Source organism: Planococcus glaciei (assembly GCF_900099655.1).
GTDB classification, from domain to species: domain Bacteria; phylum Bacillota; class Bacilli; order Bacillales_A; family Planococcaceae; genus Planococcus; species Planococcus glaciei.
On record NZ_FNDC01000014.1, the window covers coordinates 1 to 26,100 of the forward strand.

General features: G+C 46.3%; 20 protein-coding genes and 1 pseudogene. 14 read left to right on the forward strand and 7 right to left on the reverse strand.

All coding sequences use genetic code 11. The features are described from left to right. Nucleotides 1-252, forward strand: a pseudogene (locus tag BLQ32_RS20055) (group II intron reverse transcriptase/maturase); the annotation flags it as partial. 65 nt (nucleotides 253-317) lie between these two features. Here the strand turns inward: BLQ32_RS20055 and BLQ32_RS15470 are convergent. Further along, complete coding sequence (locus BLQ32_RS15470; RefSeq protein ID WP_074511016.1) at nucleotides 318-3,530, reverse strand: hypothetical protein; 3,213 nt, start codon at nucleotides 3,528-3,530, stop codon at nucleotides 318-320. A gap of 225 nt (nucleotides 3,531-3,755) precedes the next feature. On the opposite strand from BLQ32_RS15470, the gene BLQ32_RS15475 reads away from it, so the two are divergent. Next, a complete protein-coding gene (locus tag BLQ32_RS15475; protein WP_074511017.1) occupies nucleotides 3,756-4,304 on the forward strand; it encodes an HD domain-containing protein in 549 nt (182 codons plus the stop codon). Nucleotides 4,305-4,343: 39 nt separating this feature from the next. On the opposite strand, the gene BLQ32_RS15480 is transcribed toward BLQ32_RS15475, so the two are convergent. After that, a complete protein-coding gene (locus tag BLQ32_RS15480; RefSeq protein ID WP_244890374.1) occupies nucleotides 4,344-5,378 on the reverse strand; it encodes a LysM peptidoglycan-binding domain-containing protein in 1,035 nt (344 codons plus the stop codon). 298 nt (nucleotides 5,379-5,676) lie between these two features. On the opposite strand from BLQ32_RS15480, the gene BLQ32_RS15485 reads away from it, so the two are divergent. The 3 genes from BLQ32_RS15485 to BLQ32_RS15495 all read left to right on the forward strand — a co-directional run bounded on the left by BLQ32_RS15485 (nucleotide 5,677) and on the right by BLQ32_RS15495 (nucleotide 8,842). Next, nucleotides 5,677-7,038 (forward strand): APC family permease, encoded by a 1,362-nt coding sequence (locus BLQ32_RS15485; RefSeq protein WP_074511019.1) that lies wholly within the window; start codon nucleotides 5,677-5,679, stop codon nucleotides 7,036-7,038. A gap of 179 nt (nucleotides 7,039-7,217) precedes the next feature. Then, complete coding sequence (locus tag BLQ32_RS15490) at nucleotides 7,218-7,685, forward strand: Lrp/AsnC family transcriptional regulator (protein ID WP_074511020.1); 468 nt, start codon at nucleotides 7,218-7,220, stop codon at nucleotides 7,683-7,685. 278 nt (nucleotides 7,686-7,963) lie between these two features. Further along, nucleotides 7,964-8,842 (forward strand): DUF1028 domain-containing protein, encoded by an 879-nt coding sequence (locus BLQ32_RS15495; RefSeq protein WP_139150564.1) that lies wholly within the window; start codon nucleotides 7,964-7,966, stop codon nucleotides 8,840-8,842. 209 nt (nucleotides 8,843-9,051) lie between these two features. Here the strand turns inward: BLQ32_RS15495 and BLQ32_RS15500 are convergent, their stop codons facing one another. Both BLQ32_RS15500 and BLQ32_RS15505 read right to left on the reverse strand, forming a co-directional pair. After that, nucleotides 9,052-12,249 carry an efflux RND transporter permease subunit gene (locus BLQ32_RS15500; RefSeq protein WP_074511021.1) on the reverse strand — a complete coding sequence of 1,066 codons (3,198 nt, stop codon included), beginning with the start codon at nucleotides 12,247-12,249 and terminating at the stop codon, nucleotides 9,052-9,054. A gap of 13 nt (nucleotides 12,250-12,262) precedes the next feature. Continuing rightward, the gene (locus BLQ32_RS15505; protein ID WP_036810386.1) at nucleotides 12,263-13,081 is read right to left on the reverse strand and encodes a TetR/AcrR family transcriptional regulator; all 819 of its coding nucleotides are present in this window, start codon (nucleotides 13,079-13,081) and stop codon (nucleotides 12,263-12,265) included. Between the two features lie 194 nt (nucleotides 13,082-13,275). Here BLQ32_RS15505 and BLQ32_RS15510 point away from each other — a divergent pair, with 194 nt between their 5' ends. Then, nucleotides 13,276-13,797 carry a GyrI-like domain-containing protein gene (locus BLQ32_RS15510; RefSeq protein WP_053165695.1) on the forward strand — a complete coding sequence of 174 codons (522 nt, stop codon included), beginning with the start codon at nucleotides 13,276-13,278 and terminating at the stop codon, nucleotides 13,795-13,797. 85 nt (nucleotides 13,798-13,882) lie between these two features. On the opposite strand, the gene BLQ32_RS15515 is transcribed toward BLQ32_RS15510, so the two are convergent. Beyond that, complete coding sequence (locus tag BLQ32_RS15515) at nucleotides 13,883-14,353, reverse strand: competence protein ComK (RefSeq protein ID WP_036810393.1); 471 nt, start codon at nucleotides 14,351-14,353, stop codon at nucleotides 13,883-13,885. A gap of 237 nt (nucleotides 14,354-14,590) precedes the next feature. On the opposite strand from BLQ32_RS15515, the gene BLQ32_RS15520 reads away from it, so the two are divergent. Both BLQ32_RS15520 and BLQ32_RS15525 read left to right on the forward strand, forming a co-directional pair. Continuing rightward, nucleotides 14,591-15,088, forward strand: coding sequence for a sigma-70 family RNA polymerase sigma factor (locus BLQ32_RS15520; protein WP_074511022.1), 498 nt, complete (start codon nucleotides 14,591-14,593; stop codon nucleotides 15,086-15,088). Between the two features lie 88 nt (nucleotides 15,089-15,176). After that, nucleotides 15,177-16,427: an ATP-binding protein gene (locus BLQ32_RS15525; protein WP_074511096.1), complete on the forward strand. Its 1,251-nt coding sequence runs from the start codon at nucleotides 15,177-15,179 to the stop codon at nucleotides 16,425-16,427. Between the two features lie 40 nt (nucleotides 16,428-16,467). Here BLQ32_RS15525 and uvsE read toward each other — a convergent pair whose 3' ends face one another. Next, nucleotides 16,468-17,340, reverse strand: a complete 873-nt coding sequence (uvsE, locus tag BLQ32_RS15530; protein ID WP_036810397.1) for a UV DNA damage repair endonuclease UvsE — start codon at nucleotides 17,338-17,340, stop codon at nucleotides 16,468-16,470. A 145-nt stretch (nucleotides 17,341-17,485) separates the two neighbouring features. On the opposite strand from uvsE, the gene BLQ32_RS15535 reads away from it, so the two are divergent. After that, nucleotides 17,486-17,971: an SRPBCC family protein gene (locus tag BLQ32_RS15535; protein ID WP_074511023.1), complete on the forward strand. Its 486-nt coding sequence runs from the start codon at nucleotides 17,486-17,488 to the stop codon at nucleotides 17,969-17,971. A 121-nt stretch (nucleotides 17,972-18,092) separates the two neighbouring features. On the opposite strand, the gene BLQ32_RS15540 is transcribed toward BLQ32_RS15535, so the two are convergent. Beyond that, nucleotides 18,093-18,851, reverse strand: a complete 759-nt coding sequence (locus BLQ32_RS15540; RefSeq protein ID WP_074511024.1) for an NRDE family protein — start codon at nucleotides 18,849-18,851, stop codon at nucleotides 18,093-18,095. Between the two features lie 260 nt (nucleotides 18,852-19,111). Between BLQ32_RS15540 and BLQ32_RS15545 the strand changes: the two genes are divergently transcribed. The 5 genes from BLQ32_RS15545 to pdxA all read left to right on the forward strand — a co-directional run bounded on the left by BLQ32_RS15545 (nucleotide 19,112) and on the right by pdxA (nucleotide 26,092). Next, complete coding sequence (locus tag BLQ32_RS15545; protein WP_074511025.1) at nucleotides 19,112-20,791, forward strand: sensor domain-containing protein; 1,680 nt, start codon at nucleotides 19,112-19,114, stop codon at nucleotides 20,789-20,791. Between the two features lie 123 nt (nucleotides 20,792-20,914). Beyond that, the gene (locus tag BLQ32_RS15550; RefSeq protein ID WP_074511026.1) at nucleotides 20,915-22,627 is read left to right on the forward strand and encodes a sigma-54-dependent transcriptional regulator; all 1,713 of its coding nucleotides are present in this window, start codon (nucleotides 20,915-20,917) and stop codon (nucleotides 22,625-22,627) included. A 175-nt stretch (nucleotides 22,628-22,802) separates the two neighbouring features. Continuing rightward, complete coding sequence (locus tag BLQ32_RS15555; RefSeq protein ID WP_074511027.1) at nucleotides 22,803-23,795, forward strand: 2-keto-3-deoxygluconate permease; 993 nt, start codon at nucleotides 22,803-22,805, stop codon at nucleotides 23,793-23,795. 13 nt (nucleotides 23,796-23,808) lie between these two features. Further along, nucleotides 23,809-25,107, forward strand: coding sequence for a four-carbon acid sugar kinase family protein (locus BLQ32_RS15560; RefSeq protein ID WP_074511028.1), 1,299 nt, complete (start codon nucleotides 23,809-23,811; stop codon nucleotides 25,105-25,107). Next, a complete protein-coding gene (gene pdxA, locus BLQ32_RS15565; RefSeq protein ID WP_036810408.1) occupies nucleotides 25,094-26,092 on the forward strand; it encodes a 4-hydroxythreonine-4-phosphate dehydrogenase PdxA in 999 nt (332 codons plus the stop codon). Before BLQ32_RS15560 ends, pdxA begins: the two co-directional genes overlap by 14 nt. The last annotated feature ends 8 nt before the right edge of the window (nucleotides 26,093-26,100 follow it).

A 26,100-nucleotide genomic window follows, 5' to 3' on the forward strand; every position in this document is an offset into this window, starting at 1 on the left:
GAATCGTGGATTCGAAGAAGGCTCCGCATGTGCATATGGAAAGATTGGAAGAAGCCGAGTACGAAAGTGAGAAAACTCATCGGGTTGAGTATCCCGAAAGGGAAGGCTTATGAATGGGGCAACTCGCGAAAGAGCTACTGGCGAATTTCAAAAAGTCCCGTATTGCACAGAGCCCTCGGAAACTCCTACTGGAGTTCCCAAGGACTCAAAAGTCTGGTCGCACGTTATGAAACTTTGCGTCATCCATCTTAATTGAACCGCCGTATACCGAACGGTACGTACGGTGGTGTGAGAGGTCGGGAGTTAATCACTCCCTCCTACTCGATTTCGGTCTTTTCAAACAAGTCCTGCAGAATATAATAGGATTGTTTCAGGCGTTCTTCTTTTTTAGGAAGGTCCCATTTTTTCCATGAATAGTTGGCTTCTTGTCCTTCAGGGAAGTACCCGGCAAGCTTGCCGTTGGAATCTGTCAGCGTAGCAGCGGCTTTTATGCCTTCAACTTTCATCGAAGCTTCGATTCCATCTTTCCACATATCTCCGGCAAACTCACGTTGGCTTGGGTCTTTGGCATTCAACAGCATCCATGGAATACGGATTTCCAGAATGCCGGTTTCTTCTGAATAGTACCAGTCGCTTAGTGAATTGTACATATCGGAATCAGGGTTCCCATTGCCGTATTGCATAACTCCAGTTTCATAGGCAGAGAAGGGAAGAATTTCCCCTGTATCGGGACGAACATTTTCTTTGTTGAGTGCCAAACGAATCGGATGAAACTCTTTTGAAATGTCTTTATTGGATTCTGGAATCATTTTCAAACGTTCCGCATAATCATAGTAGAACGAATCGTAGTCGCCTGCCACTAGGAGCTGTGCATCCTCTTTTCCATTTATCTTCAAATGGAAATCGGCATTAAACTTCTTATCCGGTGCAGTTTCAACCGGTATGCCTTTGCCGTCTCGAAGATTGAAGTATAGGTTGAAGCCTTCTTTTTTCAACCAGTCCTTTTGGTCTTCGTTGAATTCAGCTTTGATGTACAAATACCGTTCATCATGGTCCATTGCAAGCGACTTCAATGATTCTTTTCCGTCTTTCAATAAATTCTTACCTGGTGTCCACTCATCTTTGCCATCCACTTTCACTTTGAGCGTATCAAAGCTGAGAAGGCCAAATTGCTGCTCGTTCGTCTGGGCATTCGACCAGAATGGACGGCGGTCGGGATTGTCATAATCCATTGTATTCCATGTGCGTTTGAACCATTCGTCTTGCCAAGTGAAGACGAGGCCGCCAAGCATATCCTCATTTAAAATGTCTTCATACAGGCGTTTCGCAATTTCGCCTTGCTGCTGTTCGGAAATAAACCCTTGGTTCCAGCCGAACGGGTTTTCATGTGTCTTGCCTCGGGAAGCAGGAACACCAAATTCGGCTATCAGTATCGGCATTTCATGGGAATCATTCAAATCCTTTAAATATCCGGCATAGTTATTACGTTCGCCTCGATGGTCAATAAATTCTGTGTATTTTTCCTCGAGGTTCAAAAAATCAGGATAATACGGATAGACATGATAAGATGCAAACATGCCGACTTTTTGAATCGCATCTTTTGATTTGATGTGATTTGGATCTACAGATGCAAGGTCTTCATCATCACTCGGTTCCGCCGGCTGTTCTAAGTTATCGGTTGTGACCCAGTTGGTGAAGCTCAGTGGACGCATGCTCTCATAATTGCCCATTTCATAATCGCTTAAGTAATCCAGCTGCATGGCGAGCCAGTGCTCCATCGGATTGGCTCCATCTGTCATGACGTACTTGCCATCGTAATCGCCCAGTTCGGGATGCAGCCGGTTCATCTCATCGACCATATCGGGGAACCACTCAATGCCGATAACCCAGCCAATCACGTAAGGGGATATGTCTGCCTTATACGTTCCGGCTGCATGGCCCGGTTTTTCTTCAACTGTTGCGTTGCCGTGGACAACATCCACAATTTTTTTCATTTCATTCTGGAAGTTTTGAGTGATATCCTTATCAAATGCATCCAGCTTTTCCACAAGCGGTTCTTCGTCCACCCAGACCCCGTGGTAAAGATAAAGAGGAGTTTCTGCTTTTTCGTTATAGCTCTTTAAGGCCTCATAAAATGCTGGCGGGTGAAGTGTGTAAACGCGGATGGCGTTGGCGTTCATTTCGCCGATCTGTTCGAACCAGCGGTCGTATTCTTCTCGGGTAATGGCAGCTTCTCCGGGGAATGTTCCGGGTTTTGCCATTCCCATATTGACGCCTTTGACCGTAAATGGCTGCCATTTATTGTCCTGATACACCTCAAACGTTTGGCCGTTGATCCGGGAAGGATAGCTGATGCCGTCTTGTTCCGCCTGAACAACTGCTGCAGGTTCTTTTTTTGCTGTACTTTGTTTTTGTTCCGTCTTTGCCAAAATGCTTTCCATCATCGGTGCATACGTTTTCCAATAAAAAGCAGTGTCGGAATCTGCATCATTAGAGGAAAGTAGGGACTTGATTTTTGCAAAACCGCTGTATTGATAAATACTTGGAATCTCTCCAATGTCCACAAAATCTCCGGCGAACAAGTAGATAGCTGAATCATTTTTCTTCAGCTGCAAAATTGCCGGGAATTGTGAAGGAATGCCATGCTCATCCAAAATAGCCGATCCTGAATCAGTTAAGTCCCATTCATAGTCAGCCAAAACGTTTTCGCTGGCTGCTGGCTCACTGATATCAAACCAATATTTGAATGCGGGAGAATCGTTTAACGAAAATAGATCCTGGCCTTTGTCGTTAAATGCCAGTTTTATCCCTTCTGGTCCCACAGCGCCTTGTTCTTCGGAAAGAACAACAATTTCTTCGGTTTTATCATTGACGAGTATAAAGCCGGGACCCTTATAATCCCATTTTTCTCCGGAGTTCTCAAAACGGGAAATGACCCATTCCGGCACTTCTTCTCCAGTCCCGCTTAACTCGCCGAAATACCGGCCGCTCCAGCCTGTCGAGTCGACGCCGAGAAATTCGGTCATATCTTTTCGTACGGCTTCATCCGTCGGAGAGGCAAAGGAATTAAACTCGATCACAAGGTCAGAGCCATTATCAGCAACTTGATTTTTGATTGTAGTCCATTCTTCCATCTGCATTCCGCCATATAAGAGAGAAGGCGCTGCTTCTTCTTGTGAATCATTCCATGGCAAGTTGTCTTCATAAACGCCGTACGTATCGGCCACGTATACTAAGTCTGTGCCTTCAAGCGAATCGGGCATTTCACGGATGCCGTACGTTTTTTCAGTTTCATCCGGAACAAAACCGTAGTAATCGCTGTCTTTTTTATAGCTTGTGCCATCGGCCTTCTCGTACTGGAAATGATTAAGAAGCCAGGTCAAGCCGTGGTGCTCGCGGTAATCTTCGTTCGGCACCGTTTTATCAATAATCGCTACTTGGAGCTGATCTTTGCTTTGCAGGTTCCAGAGAACAATGGGCAAAGCCAATAGAATAACAATCACACTAATTGTGGAAATGATTTTTTTCATGTTAAAACTCCTTTTTCATCTTCTATTAAATAGAAAACCTTGGAATATTATATCTTATCTAATGATAAAATGCGTATAAAAATAGGTATTTTGTTAATAAAATTTAGAAAAAATTTACTTATGGCAGATTTAAAGCTATTAGACTTTTTTAACCTCAAGTCTGCCAGCTTGTATGCTACTCAACCAGTCCAATACGTACTCGGTAAGAACAAGGAGGGGAAAATCGTGAGGAATTTAATCGATCATGCAATCGGGTTTGCGGCCTTCAAGCACACGGGGCAGGTCAGAAAAGGGACAAGTATCCCGTATATCAGCCATCCATTTGCAGTGGGCATGATGCTGCAGCAAGCAGGCGAATCAGAGGAAGTGGTCGCTGCCGGCATTCTCCACGATACGCTTGAAGACACAGCGGCAACAGAGGAGGAGATAAGAGCGGTTTTTGGAGAACAGGTGCTGCTTTTGGTAAAAGCAGCTTCGGAGCCGGATAAATCGCGGCCCTGGGAAGATCGGAAGCGTCATACGGTGTCAAAGCTGGCTGCCCGCTCGCGGGAAGAGCTTGCCATTATAGTTGCGGACAAACTGCACAATCTGCGTTCCATCCGCTTGGATTTCGAGGAAACTGGAGAGGAAGTGTGGAACCGCTTTAACCGGGGCAAGGAACAACAAGAATGGTATTACCGGGGAATTGTGAATGCACTTGTAAGCCGGCACGAGGAATTGGCGATGGCAGAAGAACTGAAAGAGGAAGTGGCACGGGTTTTTGGGAACCAGTAAAAAATGGAGTGAGGGAAATTTTCCTCACTCCATTTTGGTTTATCTAGGGATGGTCAATACTTGCCCGACGCGGATGATGTACGGGCTCGGTATTTTATTGGCGGCTGCAATTTTGGCGACAGTTGTGTTATAGCGCTTTGCAATACCGTAAAGCGTATCGCCCGATTTCACCGTGTATTTAATCACGGCTGCAGGAGGCGGAACGGCTTTGCCCGGAATCGTCAGCACTTGTCCGACGCGGATGATGTACGGACTCGGTATTTTATTGGCTGCGGCAATTGCAGCGACAGTCGTGTTGTACTTTTTCGCAATGCTGTAAAGTGTATCACCTGCTTTAACGGTGTATTTCACACCGCTGGCAGGCGGCGGAGAAGACGTTGGCAATTTCAGCAATTGCGAAACGGTCACAAAAGTGTAGCCTTTTGCTTTCAGCTTTGTGATCATGCCTTGAAGAGCTCCAGGCGTTCCGGATGCACCGGCTCCGGTATGCATCAAGACAATGGTGCCGGGCACGACGTTGCCCAGCACTTTGTTGGTAATGGAAGCGGAAGATACGCCTTTCCAGTCGAGTGTGTCAATGTTCCATTGAATCGTATGCGTGTACCCGGCATTGCCGACAGCTGCCAGAACTTTTGCGTTGCTTGCTCCAAAAGGCGCGCGGAACAGCGGCTTGGTCGTTTTGCCGGTGATGCCTTTGATCGTGCTTTCTGTTTTATCAAGTTCGGCTTTCATCTGGGCAGCAGTCAATTTTGTAAAATCCGGATGCGAATAAGAATGGTTAGCGATTTGGTGGCCTTGTGCGGCAATGTTCTTGATCGACTGAGGATGATTTTTGGCTCCCGAACCGGTCAGGAAGAAGGTCGCTTTTACTTTGTTGGCGGATAAGGTTTGGAGAATTTTGTTGATATTGGTTCCGTCGGATCCGTCATCAAACGTCAACGCAATCACTTTGCTCGTTGTAGCGCCTTTCGTGACGTACTTAGAATTGGCTGCTTCAGTTTGCGGTGAAAAAGAAAACATGGAAAATAAAACGAGTAAAATGACAGCGGCAACTTTAAATAACTTGTTACTCACTCGACTCACCCCTTTTTCTTTACCCAGCATCAAAAACTAGGTATGTATACAGCTGGAAAAGGTGAGAGATATTGCCTACATATGTTACTTATATTAGAATATTCTGATATTTTATGATTCGATTATATCATGGAAACTTATAAATAAATAGTTTTCTTTTGTCGAAATGATAAGAATATAATCGGAAACTCGGCGCGTTAGCATAACAATTATATTCCAGAAACGATTTACAAAAAAATAGAAAAGGAGTAAGATTTCTTTAAATTCAGAAAAATTAGCCGAGGGGAGAGGAAGAGTGATGGCTGCTAAAGAGAATCAGCCTCTGAGTGAAACCGGATATAAGCAGGAGTTGAAACGGGCACTAACGTTTTGGGATTTGATGATCTACGGATTGGTCTTTATGGTGCCGATTGCACCATTCGGTATTTACGGCATCATTGCCCAAGGCTCGAACGGCATGGTCGCATTGGCGTATTTAATCGGTATGGTTGCCATGATTTTTACGGCGCTCAGTTATGCCACAATGTCTGAGGCTTTTCCGATTGCCGGCTCTGTCTATTCCTATGCACAGCGCGGCATTAACGATGCAGCGGGGTTTCTCGCCGGCTGGCTTATTCTGCTCGATTATATTTTTGTGCCGGCACTGCTTTACCTGGTCAGTGCGGCGGCGCTCCATGACATCGTTCCGGAAATTCCGCTGCTCGTTTGGCTCGTTTTCTTTATCGGAATCAATACCGTGATCAATGTCATCGGCATTGAATTTACGGCGAAGGCCAATAAAATCATCATTGTGCTTGAGTTGATTGTATTGGCCATTTTTGTAGGGGTCGGCATCTATGCAGTTGCCCAAGGCGTTAACGGTGCTGAATTTACGTACAAACCGCTTTATGATGCCGATCAATTCAGTTTGGGGCTTGTCATGGGAGCGGTATCGATTGCTGTCTTAAGCTTTTTGGGATTTGATGCAATTGCCACACTTGCGGAAGAATCAAAAGGGGGAAGAAAAGCGGTCGGCAATGCCATTATTGTGTCTTTGCTCGTAGTCGGCGTGCTCTTCATCATCCAGACTTGGGTAGCTGCACTAATCTGGCCGGATTATACGACATTCGAAAATGCCGATGTGGCATTCTACCAGATTGCGGAAGTAGCGGGAGGCGCTTGGCTTAAATGGCTGACTATTATTGCCACAGCGGTAGCCTGGGGAATCGCCGATGCCCTTGTTGCCCAAGCAGCAATATCGCGTGTGCTATACAGCATGGCCCGTGACCGGAAACTGCCGAAACTGCTCGCAAAGGTACATCCGAAATTCCAGACGCCTTATATTAGCACCATCATCGTAGCCATCATTTCATTGATTGTAACAAGCTTTTTCGCAAACCGTATTGGCGAGTTGGCCTCCGTCATCAATTTCGGGGCTTTGACTGCTTTTCTTTTTCTCCACGTGTCAGTCATCATCTACTTTATCGGCAAAAAGAAAAGCAAAAACTATTTCAAGCATTTAGTTTTGCCGCTGGTCGGGTTTATTATCATTGCTTACGTCTGGTGGAACTTGGATGCCTTGTCGAAACAGCTTGGGTTTATCTGGCTGGCAATCGGAATCGTCTACTTGCTGTTTTTGAAAGGGACGAAACGGGATACGAAGTTGAATTTGGAGGAGTAAATTGAGTGTGAATCATTCGTTAGCTTCATGCCTTGCTCAGAAGGAAAAATAGAGAAAATAGCCCGACATTCACCGGGCTATTTTTGATGAAATGAAATGGCTGGAAGCTGTTTTGCTGTAAATATTTGTGCTATTCTTTTTTCATAAGCAAAACACTGAACCGCAGAGGAGTTGAGAGGATGGCGGAACATACAGAAGGCCTCGATGAACTGGATTTAAAAATCTTGTCGTTTCTGCAGGATGATGGGCGGATGACCTTTAAGGAGATTGCCTCAAGGGTTGGTGTTGCCGAGAGAACGATCCGCCTGCGTGTTTCCAATTTGCGTGAAAACGGCACCTTGTCAATTGTCGGTGTCGTAAGCCCCATGAAAATCGGCTTGAATGTTATTGCCGCCATCCAAATTGCCGCATCCCAAGATCAATTGGAGCAATGTGCAAAGGAATTAGCCGAGTTGGATGAAGTGCGGTTCGTGGCGTTGATTACAGGCGAATATCATATTTTATCGGAAGTCTGCGTGGAGTCTAATGAAGCATTAAGTGACTTTATCGAGCAGAAATTAAACAAAGTGACAGGCATTGAGCGCATGAACGTTATCGTGGAATTAAAGATTTTGAAAAACAAATTTAATTTTATTCGGGAGAATTGAGGAAACAGGGCCTGCACTTTGTTGAAAGTGCAGGTTTTTGTTTATTTGGAAAATTCGGTTGTTTGAAGTTTTTTCATTAGGTATAGTGAAGTGGGAATAGGAAAAATTAATGTAAAACAATAATGGTGACTTTTTAATAGGGTTAGTTCTATAAGCGTTACTTTTAATGGAGGTATTTTATGAAAGGCTTATTGAAAGAGTTAACCAAAATTGTGGGCATGCGGGTATTAAGAAGACGTGAGGAATACCGAATGAAGCTATTTTAAGGAGGAGATTTTGTGGTTAGGGAATTAGTGGATAAAAGTAAACTTGTTGCGACGTTTTCAATTGTAGGCGCTGACCCGGAGACAGGCGAAGTCGGCGTGGCGGTGCAATCAAAGTTTTTGGCAGTCGGCTCGGTCGTGCCTTGGGCAAAAGCCAATGTTGGCGCGGTAGCAACGCAGTCCTGGGCAAATACGGCTTATGGACCTGAGGGGCTGGCGCTATTGGAACAAGGCATGGCGCCGGAAGAAGTGGTTGCGAAATTGGTAAGCGGCGATCCCGGCAGAAATTTGCGCCAGGTGGCCGTCATCAATGCAAAAGGCGAAGCAAGCGCATTTACCGGAGAAGAATGCTACGATTGGGCAGGCCATAAAGTCGGCAAGCATCACTCCGCACAGGGCAATATTCTGGTCAGTGAAGAAACAGTCACTGCCATGAGCGAGACGTTTGAAAAAACGGAAGGACCGCTTGCCGAACGGCTGCTGAAAGCACTGGAAGCAGCGCAGCATGCAGGCGGAGACAGCCGGGGCAAACAATCGGCAGCTCTTTATGTATTGCAGGAAGGGGCGGGGTACGGCGGCTATAATGACGTCAAAGTCGATCTTCGCGTCGATGACCATCCGGAGCCGATCGAGGAGCTTCAGCGCTTATACGAACTGCATAAACTGTACGGCATGCCGTCTGAAGCATTTGTTGATATCGAAGGAGCGGTATTCGAAGAAATCAAGCAGCAGCTTGTGAAGCTGGAATTGCTAGAGCGTGCAGATCAGCCGGAATACGAAGGCGAGGTTCAGGAAGCATTGAAGACCTTCGCTTTGCGCGAGAACTTCGATGACCGCTGGACAGAAGAACGAAAAATTGATGATAAAGTGCTGGAATTTTTACGGCAGCAATGACAGAAGAGCCCGGACTGAAGAAATTCTTCAGTCCGGGCTCTTTTATCGTTAGAAGCATAATTTTAAGTTTGCCGAGCGTATTTTAACCTTTACAGAGCGTATTTCATTCGCAACCGAGCATATTTTAACCATAACCGAGCGTATTCTCAGAAAGTCATGCTCCATCATAAAAAAACCGCTCCAGCCAAAACGGCTGGAGCGGCTCCTAATTAATTCACTTGTTTCTTACGGAATTTCGCTACCACTTCATAGACGATCGGCACAATCACCAATGTCAATAAAGTCGAGCTGGTCAATCCGCCGATTACCGTGATGCCGAGGCCTTTGGAAATCAATCCGCCGCCTTCTGCTCCGATTGCAAGCGGAATGAGCGCGCCGATTGTCGCTAAAGCCGTCATCAAGATCGGACGCAGACGGGTCGAACCTGCTTCAAGCAAGGCTTCGCGAGTGGTATAGCCTTCTTTTTCTTTATGGATGACACGGTCAACCAGGACGATTGCATTCGTCACCACAATCCCGATCAGCATCAAGACACCGATCAATGCATTGACGCTCAACGCTTCTCCTGAAATCCACAAGGCAACGAGTACACCGATTACCGTGAACGGCAAGGAGAACAGGATGGCGAATGGTGCCAGAGCGCCGCCGAATGTCACGACGAGCACAAAGTAGACGATGGCGATTGCGGCCAGCATAGCCAATCCCAGTTGAGTAAAGGACTCATTGATCTGTTCGGTGACGCCGCCGTGGTCAATCGACACGCCGCTTGGCAAGTCCAAATCGTCCACTTTCGCGTCGATATCCGCTGTGATTTCAGCGGCATTATTGCCTGTTACATCGGCAGTCAATGATGCAAACATCTGTCCGTCACGGCGGTCGATTGTATCCGGCGATTTGCCTTCTTCAACCGTCATGACGTCTCCGATGGCAACCGTTGTCCCAAGGGCAGTCGGAATTTCGACGTCTGTCACGTCTCCGATAGCTGCATAATCTTTTTGCGCCACTTCTACGTACACGTTAATATCCTTGTTTTCATGCTTGACGGTAGTCAGCACCGGCGCTTCGCCTGTGCCGCTTAACGCCATGCCGATTTGTGCTGCTGTTAAGCCGGCAGCCCCGAGTTTTTCCTGGTCGGCAACCAAGGTGTATTGGTCATATGCTTCAGTCAGGCTGGATTCGACTTTTTCAAGCCCATCGTTTTCTTCCATCAGCGGCTGGATTTGGTCGATCGCCGTTTGGATATCTTCGATGCTGTCGCCGTACACGAAGGTTTCAATGCCGCTTGAACCGGTGGCTGAGAAGTCGAGTGCTGCCCATTCACCAGTTCCGGTCTGGCCGTTCAATTCTTCGATGAGTTTATCGCCTTCAGTGCTGAAGTTTTCAAATTCATCGTCGTATTCAATAAAGAACAGGGCCGAGTTGCTCCCTCCGCCAAACGCAGCCATCGGGCTGTCCCCGCCAAGGGAGTACTGATAAGTCGTGACGCCGTCGCGGCCGTCGATCAACGACTCAGCGTCCAGTGCGATCTGTTCTACATTTTCAAGGGTTTGCCCTGGTTCCGGGCTGTATGTCGCCATAACCATTTTCTGTTCTTCTTCCGGCAGGAATGAGACGCCGATAACCGGTACGAGGAACAAACTCGCAACCAGTAAAACAGTTGCACCGCCGAAAGTGACGATTTTATGGTTCAACGTCCATTCCAGAATGCGGCGGTAACCGTTCGCCAATTTTCCTGGCTTGTGTTCTTTTTGTTTGGAGTTAGCTGCATCCAGATTCTGCAGCTGCTTGCCATACATCGAGTGGGCCATCATCGGTACGATGGTAACCGCAACGAGCAGGGAAGCGGATAAGGCAAATACCACTGCTAGGGCGAATGGCAGGAACAATTCGCCGATTTGTCCGTCGACAAGTGCCAGCGGCAAGAATACGGCAATCGTTACGACCGTAGAAGAGAAAATCGGGATGAACATTTCGCGTGTCGCTTCCCGGATCAATTCTTTGCCGCGCAGTCTTTCGCCCGGCAGAGCCATGCGGCGGTAAATATTTTCAATAACAACGATCGAGTCATCGATGACGCGTCCAATTGCGACCGTCAAGGCGCCGAGCGTCATGATGTTTAAGGTGATATCCATTTGGTTCAATAGGAAAATCGCCATCAGCAGCGACAACGGAATTGAAATAATGGAAATGATCGTTGTTTTGAAGCTGCGCAGGAAGATCAGGATAATCACTACGGCAAAAAGGATGCCGAAGAGTGCTTTGCTGAGCATCGTTTCAACGGATTGCTCAATCGGCTCTGCTTGGTCAAAAGTGGTCGCAACGTTCAACCCATAGTCTTTTTCAAGATCTGACGCTATGTCTTTGACGGCGTTCGCCACTTCAACCGTGTTGGCTTCAGGCGATTTCACGACCTGGATGCCGATCGATTCTTCTCCGTTGGTGCGGGAAATCGATTCGGCTTCGCTCACAACTTCAATATCGGCCAATTCGCTGAGCGCCACTGTCGGCACTTGGGTTACAGGAGGGACTGCGGCGGCAGCCGGGTTCTGGCCCTGGCTCATGTCGGGAGCAGCAGGCGGAACCTGTCCTTGTTCGGCTCCAGCGGCAGCTGTTGGATCTTGCCCAGTTGGCATTTCAGTTGGTGCTCCGCCAGCCGCTTGCTGCGGCACAGCTGGAATCTGCAACGCTTTTAAATCGTCAACCGTTGTAACATTGCCATCGATGACGAGGTTTTTCAATTCGCCGTCAAAGTTTGTTAAGCCGAGCGGGAATGACAAATTCGATCCCTGGATCAATTGCTGGATTGTGTCAGGGGTCATTCCGTATTGGGCCATTTTTTCTTCATTGAAAGTCATCGTCACTTTTTGGACGCGCTGTCCGGAAATCTGCGCATCAGATAAGCCCTCGACGCCTTCAAGTTGAGGCAATACATTCTCTTCCACGGTTGTGGTCAGTTCCTCCAACGATTTTCCCGGTTCACTGATGCTGAGCGTCAGAATCGGAAAGGCGTCTAAGCTGAGGCGGGATACTTCCGGCTCGCTTGCGCCTTCCGGCAATGACAGTTCAGAAAGTGCGGTTTCCACTTGGCGGGCTGCTTCGTCCATGTCCGTTTCGAATGTGTATTGGACTTGGATCGTTGCCGCATTTGCCAGGGACGAAGAAGTGACCAGTTCCACGCCGTTCATATTCTGGATGCGCTGTTCCATTGGAATCGTCAATTCTTCGACAATTTCGTCCGGTGCTGCTCCCGGATATGGAGCGATGACCGTTAAGGCAGGCAAAGTGATGCTTGGGATTGATTCTTGCTTCATCGTCAATCCGGAATACAAACCTGCAATGACAACCATTAAGGTTAAAATCCAGATGGCGAATTTATTGTTCAGGGAAAAATCAATGATTTTTTTCAAGTCGGATGCTCCTTTATAAGAATTTCTTTAAGTGAAGAAGTTCTTTTTCTATTTGTGGTTCTTGCGATAAATACAGCCATAAGGCTTCGATCAGGAATTGCTGCGGCGTGTCCTTGGCCGTCTCTTCTCTCAGAAGCTGCAGCGTAGAAAGCAATTTGTCTTTATTTGGCGCAGACATCCGGATTTTTTCTTCGACGTTCAGAAAATTTTCTTCAAGCGGGCTGAGCGGTGATGGCAAATCTGTCAAAACAGGCTCCATTTCTCCCAACTGGCTGACAATGGCATCTATGCTTGATGCAATAAAACCGGCCAGTTTTTTGGCATCCACTTGCCTGTCCAGAAAAATCAGATTGAAGAAATATTCCCGCTTGATGCCTTCCAGGATGGTGACCAGATCATAAATGAACGGCTGGGCTTTCTCGCCGTAAGCTTCCAGCAGGTTGTTCTTATGTACAGTCAGCTGAGAAGAGCGCAGTTCATAAAACAGTTTTTCCAATTGAGCATTGCTGTCTTTCGGAAAATCTTTAAAAACCATTAAAAAGAATTCCTTGTTGGTCACTGTACGTTCGATTTCCATTTCTAATTTCCGGATAAAAATTTGCTTTTCATCTAATCCTTCTTCCAAATAAGGGGAAGAGAGATCCGCATTCAATTCTTCGTTATAGCGCGACAGGATGTCCATAAAGAGAGTCTCTTTGGAATCAAAATGTTTATAGAATGCTCCTTTTGAAATCCCTCCGGCTTGGGCAATTTCCTGCACCGAAGTTTGATGAAATCCTTTTAAAGAGAAAAAGTGAATCGCGTGATTCATCAATTCCTTTTTTTTGTCCAAAAAATCCCTCCTTGTAACCGGTTGGTCAGGAACAGTGACCGGTTGGTCAGTACTATCAGAATATAGTTTTCGGCAAAGCGCTGTCAATTTATCCCGCTCCAGATTATTTGTCAATATTGTGGCAGGCATTTTTCTTTTTTCATGGAATACATAAAGGAAGAGGAAGTTTTTCTGCAGGAGAAAGGATGGGTAGAATGAGGTATGAGTACATCAACGAACCTACGGTTGAATTGCGGACCGAACAGCCTTATGTAGCAATTCCAATCCAAGTGACACTGAAGGATTGGGCGCAGACGACAGTTTTGCTCCCGGAAATATACGATTGGCTGAATAAAAAAGACATTGAACCGTCTGGTGAGCCATTTTACCGGTACTGGTGCATTGGAAGTGAGGATGCCGAATTCAGCCTGGAAGTCGGTGTGCCGATTGAGCGGATGGTGGCAGGAGATGAGCGGGTGATCGCCAGTTTTATCCCGGGCGGGTCGTATGCAATTGCTGTCCATCAAGGCCATCCGGATCAGTTGGAAATTTCACTGAAGCAATTGGAAGAATGGACGAAAAAAGAAGAACTGGATATTGATAAACGCTGGGAAGCGGATGACGAAATATGGAATGGGCGCTTTGAATATTACTTGACTGATCCTGAGCTTGAGCCGGATCTGCATAAATGGCAAATTGAAATTGCATTTCTGCTGATGCAGGATGACGCTGCCTGATAAGAAAGACACCTCTCTCTGAATTGGATGCGCGGGCCAATTCACAATGAGGTGCCTTTTTTGTTGAGCAGGCATGATTCCTGGACTATGTATTGTGCCTGTCCCGGATTTTCATATAATAATAAAGCATTTCGTACATGCGAGAGCGTTGTTTTTCCATTGTATGGATGGAGACATCCAGTTCGACAGACACCTTATGTTGTTCAAAGATGATGCGGGTCCGGGTGGGAGACAGAAACTCCGTCCGGTAATCATGATTGAAGATCCATGCGCATTCCGGATGTGTTGGTGATTTTATCGGGAATGCCGCTACACCGTCCGTTGAAATAAGGATGGGTGTCTTTTTGTGCTGTTTCAAGTTGTGTCGATTTGCTTTTACCCGGCCATCATAGGTGGAGGCATAAAGCATACAGGCATGATCAAGCAGTTGCAAAGCGGGGAGCTGTGAATAGAACTCTCCGTGCTTTGTGACTACTTTTGTTTTGCGCTCTGTTTCAAATGAAGACATCAAGAATAAGGTGGATCGATTAATAAAATTCTCTTCGTATTTCCCCAACAAAAACTCCCCTTTCAGTATACTAGAAAATAATACCACTGGGTATGTAAGGAATCAACATAATTTTCTGAAAAAAGGATTATTATTTACATTTATATGAATCAAACGTAATGTATAAGACGCACTAAAAGAGATTTTTATATATCTATTGGCACGTATGGTGATTGGAAGAACTTCTGCTCTTTTAATATGCTGTCGTTACCCGGGAATAACAGGAACGTTCAGAAGGAAAAAGAAGTGAAGAATTTCGACGAAGCGTTGGTTCAATATTCACCCATGATTTCAGCCATTATCCGGAAACTTCATATTTACCGTGATTACGATGCTTTTCGGCAAGTTGGCAGAATAGCACTTTGGCAAGCGTGCCAGCGGTTTGATGAATCCAAAGGGAATTTTACGCCGTTTGCTTTTCGCAGCATTCAGGGTGCCATGCTTGATGAATTAAAAAAAGAATCCCGATTTTCCAGCCGTTTTGCGGTAACTGAAAACGAAGCGTTTGAATGGATCAGCGATGACCGCATTGAAGAAGGATTGCCGGAATGGCTGGATGCCCGAATGATTTCAGAAACGGAATATGCCTTGCTCGACGATTTGTTTGTAAAAGGGAAAAGCCTTAATGATTTGGCTGTATCGTCAGGGCTTTCGCTGGCAGGGATGAAAAAGCGCCGAGAACGGGTATTGAAAAAAGTAAAAGCAAATATGGCAAGCGGCACAATTAAGCAAAATAGCCACTAAATCGGTATGGGGAGTGGTACAGAGCTTTTTATGGCGGTATAATGAACTTCTTATAACTTGAAAGAAGGGAGGAGACACCGTGTTTCAAATGATGACGGGGATGATCAACAATATCTTTTTTATCATCTTTCCGATAGTTTTATATCAAATGTTTGCACCGGCAGGCAAACGAAACTTTTTTGTCAGCCATCGCGTAACGTTGACCGTGTTGTTCTCTGTTTCCATCCTTCTTTGCATGTTTTTTCCGTATCAGTTTTTGACCGATGACTATATATTTGATCTGCGGCAAGTACCGATGATTGTCGGAGCCCTTTACGGAGGGCCTCTTGTAAGTGCGATTCTTTTTATCGTTTCAGCATTGGGCCGCATGGTGATAGGCGGGGATGGTATGTACATCGCCATACTGAATCAGCTGCTCCTTGCAATGGGTGTGCCATTGCTGCGCCCTTTCTACATGCGCATCAATCGTGCAGGAAAAGTAGGATTTGTCTTCTTTATCACTTTTTTATCGTTTTTCTTTAATTTGATAGCCGGCTATTTTTTATTTGGCGACCCCATTCACGATTTGATTGATATTTGGCTGTTGCTGATGCTGAACCAAGGAGCAATTACTGCACTCGCTGCCTTGTTGATCGAGCATATTTTGCGTCAGGAGTATATGCTGAACTCGTTAATGAAGCATGAGAAACTTGAAACCGTCAGCCATTTTGCAGCTTCCGTTTCCCATGAACTCAGAAATCCGCTTCAGAGTGTGAAGGGGTTTCTGCAGCTGATGCAGGAGCAAGAGTACAGCCGGGAAAAGCGGCTGGAATTTCAAGGGACGATGCTGGAGGAAATAGAAGCGGCAGACCAATTAATTAATGATTACCTGTTATTTGCCAAACCCGTCCAAAAACAGTTGGAAGTTTTGAAGGTGGAGTCCGAGGTGGAGCAAGTCCTTAAAATCATGAAACCTTATGCGCATTGGGGAAAGGTGGAAATTCGCCTGGCTGAATTTCATGGAAGTGCCAAGATTCTGGCTGACAAGCAAAAACTTCATCAGGCATTGATCAATATTATACGCAATGGCATTGAAGCGATGCCGGACGGGGGAACTTTGGATGTTGCCATCAAAGAAAGGAAAAACGAAGTTTCAATTAAAGTGAACGACGCTGGAAACGGTATGACAAAAGAAGAAATCCAGCGCCTCGGCGAACCGTACTTTTCAACCAAATCAAAAGGCACCGGCCTAGGCATGATGGTAACTTACAGCATCATCCGCCAAATGGGCGGGGAGATCCAGGTAAGTTCAGAAAAAGGAAAAGGCACTTCGTTCACGTTGAGCTTTCCATTAGTTTGATAAATAACAAAACGGCTGCCAAAAAGGCAGCCGTTTTGTTTTATTTTTGCGCCAACTGTTTTACAAAAGGCAGGACCGCCTGTTCTTTCAATTTTGCTTCGAACATAATATCTGCATCCGTATCGCCGAGCAGCAAAAGGAGTTCGTTAAAGTCGGCTTCCGATACCAGTTCATGGTGGCGCAGGTCGGTGAAGCCTTCCTTGCCTGTGCTGATATGGATTTTGGGTATGCCGAAGCCTTCCCAAGTCGCTAAAATCTCGGCAAAGTCTACAGGCTTCCCATCATTGTTGCAATTATGGTGATGAATATCAAAGCAGACCGGAACGCCGCACATTTTGCTGACATCGAGTACGTCGCGGACCGTAAATGTTTTATCGTCATTTTCGAGCCGCAGCCGCCGTTTGATGCTGTTGGAGAGGTTCAGGTAATTTTCTGCAAAGCGGGCTTTTGCGCTTTCCTTGTCTCCGTATGCTCCGCCGGTGTGCAAAATCAAGTCGTTTCCACCGAGCAGCTGGATCAGCCGGTCGTGGTATTCCAGATCTTCAATGGATTTTTTAACCACTTCCGGTTTTGGTGAATTGAGTACCGTGTATTGTCCCGGGTGCATGGAAACGCGCATTTGTGATGCTTCGACCAATAAACGGATTTGTTCTGCAATGGCCAGGAAGTCCGGGTCTTCCCACCAGATCCAGTCGTTGACGGGGTGGGTCGATAATGGAATCATCGAACTTGAAGCCCGGTAGAAAAAAATATTGTTTTCTATATTCCATTGAATTATTTCCAAGGTTGTCTGCATATTCTTTAAAGTCAATTCTTTGATTTTTGCTGTACCTTCCGCTTCAACCGTAGCAAGGCGCAAAGTTCTAAAAACGGTTTTCAGCTCAGTGTTCATGCATGCATAGCCTAGTCTCATATTCTTCAACTCCTTAAGGAGTCTATACCCCTTTTGGGGAAGGGTTAGCGGTCGATTTTCATAAAAAGTGCAGGAAGTTTTAAAGAAGATAAGCGCCGGACAGCTGATGTATAATGGAAAACAACAAGTACCGGGAGGGATGACTTTGAGAGCGGAAGTTATAAAAGCAGAATCAGGCTACAAAGCGACATTTGTGCGCAAGTTTGCCCAAGACCAAGAAAAAGTGTGGGCCATGTTAACAGAGAATCCGAAACTTCAGCAATGGTTTTCGGAATTGACGATTGAGGACCTTCGAAAAGGCGGCAATATCAAGTTCAATATGGGGAATGGGAAGTATGAGAATATAGCCATTCTCGATTACGAAGAAGGCCAAAAGCTTGCGTTTGAATGGGGAGAGGACCAGGTCCACTTTGAACTGACACCCGACCACGGGGGGACACGGCTTGAACTGGTGGAAACCATCAGTAAAATTGTTCCCCATACAGCAAAAGATTTGGCCGGATGGCACGTCTGCCTGGATGTTATTGAAGCGCTTCTTGAAGGAACAGAAATTGCCCGCGAAGAAGAATGGAACAAGGAATATCCGGAATACCAGCGCTTGCTGGAAAGCATGTCGGTGTCGTTTGAATAACGCTAGGAGTGCTTTGACAGCTGCTGGAAACCAAAGACAAAAGCAAGCTGCCAAGATATTTACAGACAATTTTATCATGTGAATTAAAGCCATTCGCAAAGCGAATGGCTTTTCTGAACCCTTATTCGACATCAAACTCAAATACATTCTGCTCTTTGAATTCGCCTTTGTCGTAAATCCTTTCAGCAAACGTCACATGGTTGTCGTAGTCAATGAGGACTACCGTCGCTGAACGGGTTCCGTATTCAGGGGTTTTGATGAACATCGAAGACAGCATCCGTTCGAATTCAAGGCCGACTCCGGTCTGGGGCAATGTAGAATCGGGCGCCTGTTCGCTGTCAGCCAGAAAGCGGAATAAGTCTTCTGGATCGACACGGTCTTGTTCGGATAAGTACCGTTCCAAATAGTTTTTGCCTTTAATAACTTTTGGCCAAGGGGTATCGAGCAAGTGGTTGCTGAGTCCGTGAAGGCCGGGTTCGACTTCGGCCAGACGGTTTTCAATGTTATTGTAATAATACAAGTGATCCGCATCGCCTGCGATAATATTAAACCCTGTATAATCTTCGGGGTTAAGGGATTCCAGAAACTGCTGAGCTTCGATGCCGGCCGATAAAAAATCCCGGACGATGGCGCCGCGCGAGATTTTATTAACTTCCGGCAAAGACGGATCACGGAAATTGGTCAGGGCAGCAAACCGGCCATTTTTTGCGACCCCCAGCCATGTTCCCATTTGCATCAGGTCACGGCCGGCGAGTATGCCAGGTTCGTCTTCCCAAAACTGGGCAGGTGCAGTGGGGCGCTGGTAAAATTCATCCCGGTTGGCTGCTACAACCAATTTGTATTTCGGATGGTCCTTGTATTGAAAATTAATCAAGCACATGAATGCCACCTCTTTTTAATTTCATTATATAGAAGGAATGCATGCCTTAACAGAAAGAGAACTTTGGAAAAGAAATTCGCTTTACTGCTGTCCATAACATTAAAAAATCAGCAAATTATATTATATATATTTCCTTTTAAAAGGAAAATAAGTGTATATTATTTACTATAGTGATTATGTGATGAAAATAAAAGTTGAAAATAGATTGTGGATGGTTAAATCACCATGTATTTTCGTTAAAACAACAGGAGGCAGTTAGTATGAACGCAGATTTTGAGGCTATTCCTTTTGCCCAAATAGTGATGGATGGAATACAAGAAATGGTGTTTATTGTGAAAATAGGTAATATGTCCTCTATCACTTACGAGTTCATTAGCAAAACAGCGATGGAAAATACAGGGTTGGATGAAAGCGCATTGGGGAAAACGCTGCGTGAAGTACATGGTGAGAAAAAAGCGGCTCATTTAGAAACGCTTTATGCCGAAGCTTTAGAGAGCCGGGAAGCTGTTTGGTTTAAAGACGATTATTACACAGCTGGCGGAGAAAAGCGCTGGTCTTCCACACGAATGACCGCTATTGTAAATGAAGCGAAGAAATATACGTATGTTGTCAGCGTCGTAAAAGATATTACAAAAGAAAAGATGGAAGAAGCCGAAAAAAACAAAGCCTGGAAGCAGCTCGAAGAAGGGACTTCGCGGTACCGTTCCCTATTTGAAAAGAACGGGGATGCCATTTTTACCGTCGACACGGCAGGGCGAATCCGAACTGGCAACCTTGCTGTTGAAAAAATAAGCGGGTATAAAATGAGTGATTTGATTGGAACGGATTTAGCAGATTACCTGGCTGTTGATAACCGGGTCCAGGTGGCCGATTATTTGGAGAAGGCACGGAGTGATGCGCCGGACGATTTCCGCATTCATTTGGTGCATGTGTCGGGCAAGCAAATCGGCTGTTTGATGAAAATGATTGCAATTAAGATCAACGGACAAACTACCGGCTATTATGCAATTTTGAAAGACATGACTGAACTGGATAAATTGGCGAGCAAGTATGCCGGCAGTGAAGAACGGTTCCGCATTATTGCCGAAAATGCCCAAGACGTAATCGTCCTGCTCAATGAATTAGGCGAATGCCTATATGTTTCACCTTCGTGCAAGACGGTTTACGGCTTTCTTCCGGATGAAGCAATCCGCATGCGGCTCTTTTCGTTTATCCATCCGAATGATTTGGCAAGGCTGGAAGCGGAATTCGAACAGTCGGTATCAAGCGGAAAGGCGTGTAAAGTACGATTGCGCGTCCTTCATCAAACGAAAGGCTGGATTTGGTCGGAATTGCACGGCACTCCCGTTTTTGATGATCAAAATCAATTTATCCACAAAGTCCTCATTTTGCGGGATGTTACCCAGCAAAGGCAGCGGGAAAGAGAACTTGAGTATTTTGCCTATCATGATTCTTTGACAGGTCTCCCCAACCGGCGAATGCTTTCGGAGCGGCTGACTGCAGAAATAGATGCTGGAACCGTTTTTGCCCTTATGGTTCTGGATATGGACGATTTCAAAAAAATCAATGACGAGTGGGGCCATGAAACCGGGGATGCTGTTATTCTGGAATTCAGCAAACGATTGTCTAATGCGATCGGCAAATCGGATATCGCTGTACGCTTAGGGGGAGATGAGTTCGTTATTCTGCTATTCGATGCCGATACTGAAGAAAAAGTTCGAGCGGCCGCTGATAAAATCCATGAAGCATTGGAACACCCATGGCTTGTTAAAGGGATAAATTTAAAGGTGGCAGCAAGTATGGGCGTTGCGCTAGCGCCATTTCAAGGAGTCGACGCTTCTAATCTTTTTAAAAATGCAGACCGTGCATTATATGAAGTGAAAAAATCCGGAAAAAATTATCTTAAAATTGATGGACCGAATGTGAAAGTACCATGGTGAAGAACCGATGGAACCGAAATCCATTCGGCTGTCTTTTGCACCGGAACGGTTTGCTTTTTTGTTAAGCTCTTTCGATGGTTGCTATAATGGCAATAGATAGCTCAGATAAGGAGGACTGTCGTAATGAAGAAAATCAACATAGGCTTTATTTCGCCATATGATGCGATGGTTCCAGTATTAGAGGAACTGAAGAAGGGACAGAACGATTTACTGATTACTGCCGTGACAGGGAACCTGGAAAAAGGGGTTGCCTTGGCAAAAGAACTGGAACAGCAGGGGATGGATGTGCTAATCAGCCGAGGCGGAACAGCAAAATTAATACGGGATGCTGTGATGCTGCCGGTCATCGATGTCCATATGTCCGGATACGATTTGCTGCGGTCCATCATGCTTGCCAGCGGACATCTTGGGGAGAAAAAGGCACTCGTCGGTTTTTCGAATATCACTATTGGAGCTGCTTCCATCGTCAGCTTGCTTGAAATTGATCTGAAAGTGGTAACCTTGGCAGAAGCTTCGGATGTAGAGCCTATATTAAGCGCGCTGAAAGCTGAAGGATACACCCGAATTCTTGGCGATGTCGTAACGGTCAACGCAGCCCAACAGCTTGGAATGAACGGGCTTTTGATCCAATCGGGGCGCGAGTCGATTCTCCAATCGCTTGAAGAAGCGCGGCGGCTGCATAAAACCCAGCAGAAAAACCAACAGTTGCTGCGAATATTTGAACATTTGCTGGCCGAACGGGAACAGGATTTTTTTGTGGCAATAGAAACCGGAAAAGTTTTATATGAAAACTGGAGTTCTATTGAACGCCTGCCGTTGACTTCAAATGAAATCAACGCCCTTATCCAGCAAGTAAATGATTCAGATCTACCGGTGTTGAAAATTTTCACCGAAGTGGAACGCCCCTTCAGTATTCGGGCAACTTCATGGCAAGACCGAAGCTCCACTCTTTTTTCTTTCTTCTTCAAGCGGTTGTCCGCTTCCACCCATGAATTGAATGGAGGGCTGGCCGAGAAAATTCACCAGCTTCCTCCATTGGCAGCAGAAAGTACCGCCATGAAGAACATCCGGCACTTGCTTGAAGAGCCGTTTCTGGCAACAGCGCCTATTGTTTTGGAAGGAGCACCGGGGAGCGGGAAGGAAACATTGGCCCGTTATGTGCATGCCTACCACCAGAAACAGGGGTATTTTGCTGTTCTGCCGATTGAAGAGTTGAAAAAATCATTTAGCGAGCTGCATGCATTGAAGGTAACCACTTTACTGGTGACAATCTCCAATGCCCCTCTTAGCGATTTTGCCCGGGAAATAAAAGAGCAATTAGCTGTTCTGGCTGCCCAAAATACCCAAGTCATCTTGGCTGCAGAAGAAATGCCGCAGAATCTAATCGATTCTCTAGGCATGCAAGAAGCAGTGCGGATTACACTGCCAAGTTTAACGGACCGGCAAGGCGATCTCGAACTGTTGGTTCATCAATTTCTTACGGAATTTCACCAGACACTAGGCACCCGGCCGATTAAAGTCCGTGATGATGCTATGGAGGAATTGAAAAAGAACCATTGGAATGGCGATGTCAACGAGCTGAAGGCTTATATCAAGAAGCTGGCTTTGGCAGAAAAAGAATATGTCATCGAAAAAGGCACCGTGTTGAAAAATCCGTCAGCTGCTCAATCTCAGCAGAAGTCCAAAGAGCTGTTCTTTGAAGGGGCAACAACATTAAAAGAAATAGAGCGGAAAATAATAGAGCAGGTGCTGCACGAAGAAGGTTTCAATCAAACCAAAGCAGCTAAACGCTTAGGCATAAATCGGGCCACTTTATGGCGCAAACTTAAAGAATAAGTTTGCGCTGTTTCTTTGCATTGAAGTGTTGCAATATTAAACTATTTATTGTTTTTAACTAAAAAACAAAATATATCGTCGCTTTTTTATACAGAATTTTTTATAGTGTTATTGAAAGCGTTTTCTTATTAAAAAATTCAATCAATTCAATTTCAAAGGAAAAGAGGGAAAGAAAATGAAAATCAAAAAGACCTTGGAACGCATTCCTGGAGGAATGATGGTTGTCCCGTTGCTTTTGGCTGCGACAATCAATACCTTAGCACCGGATTTGTTAAGAATCGGCGGATTTACAGAAGCTTTGTTTGTCGATAGCGCCAATGCACTCATCGCGCTATTCCTGCTCTGCACCGGAGCGCAGATCAATGTAAAAATGTTCGGCGTGTCATTGGCGAAAGGTGCAACCTTATTGACAACAAAATGGGTTGTAGGAGCGGCAGTCGGCCTGATTGCCTACATGTTTGCGGGCGAGAATGGCTTGTGGCTCGGGATTGCTCCGATTGCAGTTATCGCCGCAATGACGAACAGCAATGGCGGCTTATACATGGCATTGGTCGGCCAGTACGGCGGAAAAGACGACCGGGCAGCTTATTCATTGCTGGCATTAAATGACGGACCGTTTTTAACGATGGTAGCATTGGTTATTTTCGGGACGATGGGATTTGTTGAAGGGCTGTTTTCGCCGATTACGTTTATCGCGGTGTTGCTGCCCATCATTATTGGTATGATTTTAGGGAATTTGGATGAAGACATGCGTTCATTCCTCGATCAGGGGAGCGCTATGCTCATTCCGTTCTTTGCTTTTGCACTTGGGATGGGCATTGATTTTCAAGCCATCATCGAAGGCGGACTTGGCGGAATTGCTCTTGGATTAATGACGGTTTTCATCACGGGAACAGCAGGATATATGATTTTCAAAGCGCTAAAATGGAATCCGATTGTGGGCGCTGCAGAAGGATCGACTGCCGGGAATGCAGTAGCGACGCCGGCAGCCATTGCAGCTGCCAACGCCAGTTTTGTCTCAATGGTGGATATCGCAACGGTGCAAGTGGCCGCTTCAACTGTTACAACAGCAATTCTGCTGCCTTTGTACATTGCGTTTTTAGTAAAACGGTTAGAACGAAAAGGATTTATGTTTGATAATGGAGCCTTGATCAAAAAAGGTGCTTGAAGGAGTGCGGACAATGACAGCTCAAATTGGCATCATTTCAGATGATTTTACAGGAGCGAATGACAGCGGCGTCAGGCTTGCGCAGAAAGGCTTGAAGTCAAAAGTCATCCTTGCGGAAACGGGCGAACTGGAGCATAAAGGGAATTCTGGAATAGACGTATGGATTGTCGATACCGACAGCCGGGCTATGGGAGCGGAAGATGCTTACCAAGCCGTTTGGCAGGAAGTAACCCGTTTAAAAAAGCGGGGTGTGAAAAAGTTTTATAAAAAAGTGGATTCAACGATGCGAGGCAGCGTAGCAGCAGAATTGAAAGCGGTGCAGGAGGCGGCAGCAATGGATATTCTTTTCATTGCGCCGGCTTTCCTGGATATGGGTAGGACTGTCGAAAACGGAATTTTATACGTCAATGGAATTCCGGTTGCGGAAACCGAATTTGGCCAGGATCCGAAAACACCGGTCCGGCACAGCTACATCCCCGATTTATTGGCTGCTGGCCAGATGAAAACAGCGGTTTTGACTCGCAGCCTTTTATGGTCGGGGAGCCCGGAAACATGGGTGCGTGAACAAGTCGAATCAGGCGTGCGCTGGATTGTCTGCGATGCAGCAGAAGAAGCCGATTTCAGCAAATTGGCAGCGCTCGGTTCCAATTTGGACTTGGCCGTCGGTTGGGCAGGATCTGCTGGACTGATCCAACATTTATATAACGAACACTCCAAAAGCAGCACTCCTTTGCAGTCGCTTCAAAGACCTGCAGAAAAAGTATTGGTGGTATCGGGGAGCCTGTCTTCCAAAACCTTGGAACAGCTGCAGAAATTGAAAACGAGAACGGCAACAAAAGTAATTGAAATCAATCCGCTCCAATTGCTGAAGGACCCGGCACAGGCGGCAGCAGAACTTTCAGTTTTGACGGAAGCCGGCAGCTGGGACAGTGCGGTACTCTACGTCGCCGGCACAAAAGAGAACCGGGAAAAGGTTCGTGTATGGGCCGCGGATAATGGATGGACACCAAACCGGACAGGCAAAGGCATCTCGGAAGGGCTCGGGCATCTGGTACAGGCGGCGTTGGGAGCGGCCGATATTGATGCGCTCATTATGACAGGCGGCGATACGGCAAAAGACATTTGCGGCACCCTTGGCATTCTGGATATGGAATTGCTTTTTGAAGTGGAACCGGGCATGCCGCTTGGTATGGTAACATGGAGTGGCAAAGAAATGATGGCGATTACAAAAGCTGGCGGTTTCGGCAGCCCCGATTCGTTGGTTAACGCTGTGGATTATTTAAAAGGAGCTGGACTGCATGCAAACAATTAAACCGATTATCGGAATTACGATGGGAGACGCAGCAGGCGTCGGTCCGGAAATTATACTGAAGAGCTTTGAACATGACCTTGTGCACGAATCAAGCCGGGCGTTTGTCATTGGCGATGCGTCCATACTGGAACGGGCAAAAGGGTTTACAGGAAGCACGAAATCCATCAACCGCATCAGCCATCCTTCGGAAGCGAAATTTGAAAGGGAAACCATCGATTGCCTGGATTTAAATTTGCTTTCTGAAGATTTGCCGGTTGGCCAAGTGTCGCCGGAAGCGGGAAACGCGGCTTTTCAATACCTGGCCAAAGCGATCAGCCTGGCAAATGCGAAGGAAATTGATGCCATTTGTACAGCGCCATTGAATAAAGAAGCCCTTCAAAAAGGCGGCCACATGTATCCCGGCCATACGGAAATTTTGGCCGAGTTGACCGGCACCAAAGATTTCTCGATGATGCTGTCTGCGCCGAATTTAAAAGTGATTCATGTAACGACGCATGTCGGCATTATAGATGCCATCAACATGATAACACCGGAACGGGTCCTGCACGTTATCCAATTGGCCCATGACACCTTGACGAAAGCGGGGATCGAAAACCCGAAAATCGCCGTGTGCGGAATCAACCCGCATGCAGGGGAAAACGGTTTGTTCGGGTACGGCGAAGAAGAAGAAAAAGTGATTCCGGCGGTAGAAAAAGCGAAAGCGGCAGGCATTGACGTCCAAGGGCCGCTGCCTGCAGATACGCTGTTTTTCCGTACGGTCCGCGGAGATTTTGATATTGTTGTTGCGATGTACCATGACCAGGGCCATGCACCTGTTAAAGTGCTGGGGCTTGAAGCGGGGGTTAACATCACCGTCGGCCTGCCGATTATCCGGACCAGCGTCGATCACGGAACTGCATTCGATATTGCCGGAACCGGCAAGGCAGACGAAAAAAGTTTAGTGGAGGCGCTTCGCCAGGCGGTAGAGCTGGCGCCAAAAAAATAGCAGGATTC

What these genes read in the sequence shown, in the direction of transcription:
- pdxA (WP_036810408.1), top strand. Translation starts at nt 25,094, where the DNA reads ATGCAAACAATTAAACCGATTATCGGAATTACGATGGGAGACGCAGCA.
- BLQ32_RS15550 (WP_074511026.1), top strand. Translation starts at nt 20,915, where the DNA reads ATGAAGAAAATCAACATAGGCTTTATTTCGCCATATGATGCGATGGTT.
- BLQ32_RS15510 (WP_053165695.1), top strand. Translation starts at nt 13,276, where the DNA reads ATGAGGTATGAGTACATCAACGAACCTACGGTTGAATTGCGGACCGAA.
- BLQ32_RS15525 (WP_074511096.1), top strand. Translation starts at nt 15,177, where the DNA reads ATGATGACGGGGATGATCAACAATATCTTTTTTATCATCTTTCCGATA.
- BLQ32_RS15470 (WP_074511016.1), bottom strand. Translation starts at nt 3,530, where the DNA reads ATGAAAAAAATCATTTCCACAATTAGTGTGATTGTTATTCTATTGGCT.
- BLQ32_RS15555 (WP_074511027.1), top strand. Translation starts at nt 22,803, where the DNA reads ATGAAAATCAAAAAGACCTTGGAACGCATTCCTGGAGGAATGATGGTT.
- BLQ32_RS15490 (WP_074511020.1), top strand. Translation starts at nt 7,218, where the DNA reads ATGGCGGAACATACAGAAGGCCTCGATGAACTGGATTTAAAAATCTTG.
- BLQ32_RS15485 (WP_074511019.1), top strand. Translation starts at nt 5,677, where the DNA reads ATGGCTGCTAAAGAGAATCAGCCTCTGAGTGAAACCGGATATAAGCAG.
- BLQ32_RS15540 (WP_074511024.1), bottom strand. Translation starts at nt 18,851, where the DNA reads ATGTGCTTGATTAATTTTCAATACAAGGACCATCCGAAATACAAATTG.
- uvsE (WP_036810397.1), bottom strand. Translation starts at nt 17,340, where the DNA reads ATGAGACTAGGCTATGCATGCATGAACACTGAGCTGAAAACCGTTTTT.
- BLQ32_RS15560 (WP_074511028.1), top strand. Translation starts at nt 23,809, where the DNA reads ATGACAGCTCAAATTGGCATCATTTCAGATGATTTTACAGGAGCGAAT.
- BLQ32_RS15545 (WP_074511025.1), top strand. Translation starts at nt 19,112, where the DNA reads ATGAACGCAGATTTTGAGGCTATTCCTTTTGCCCAAATAGTGATGGAT.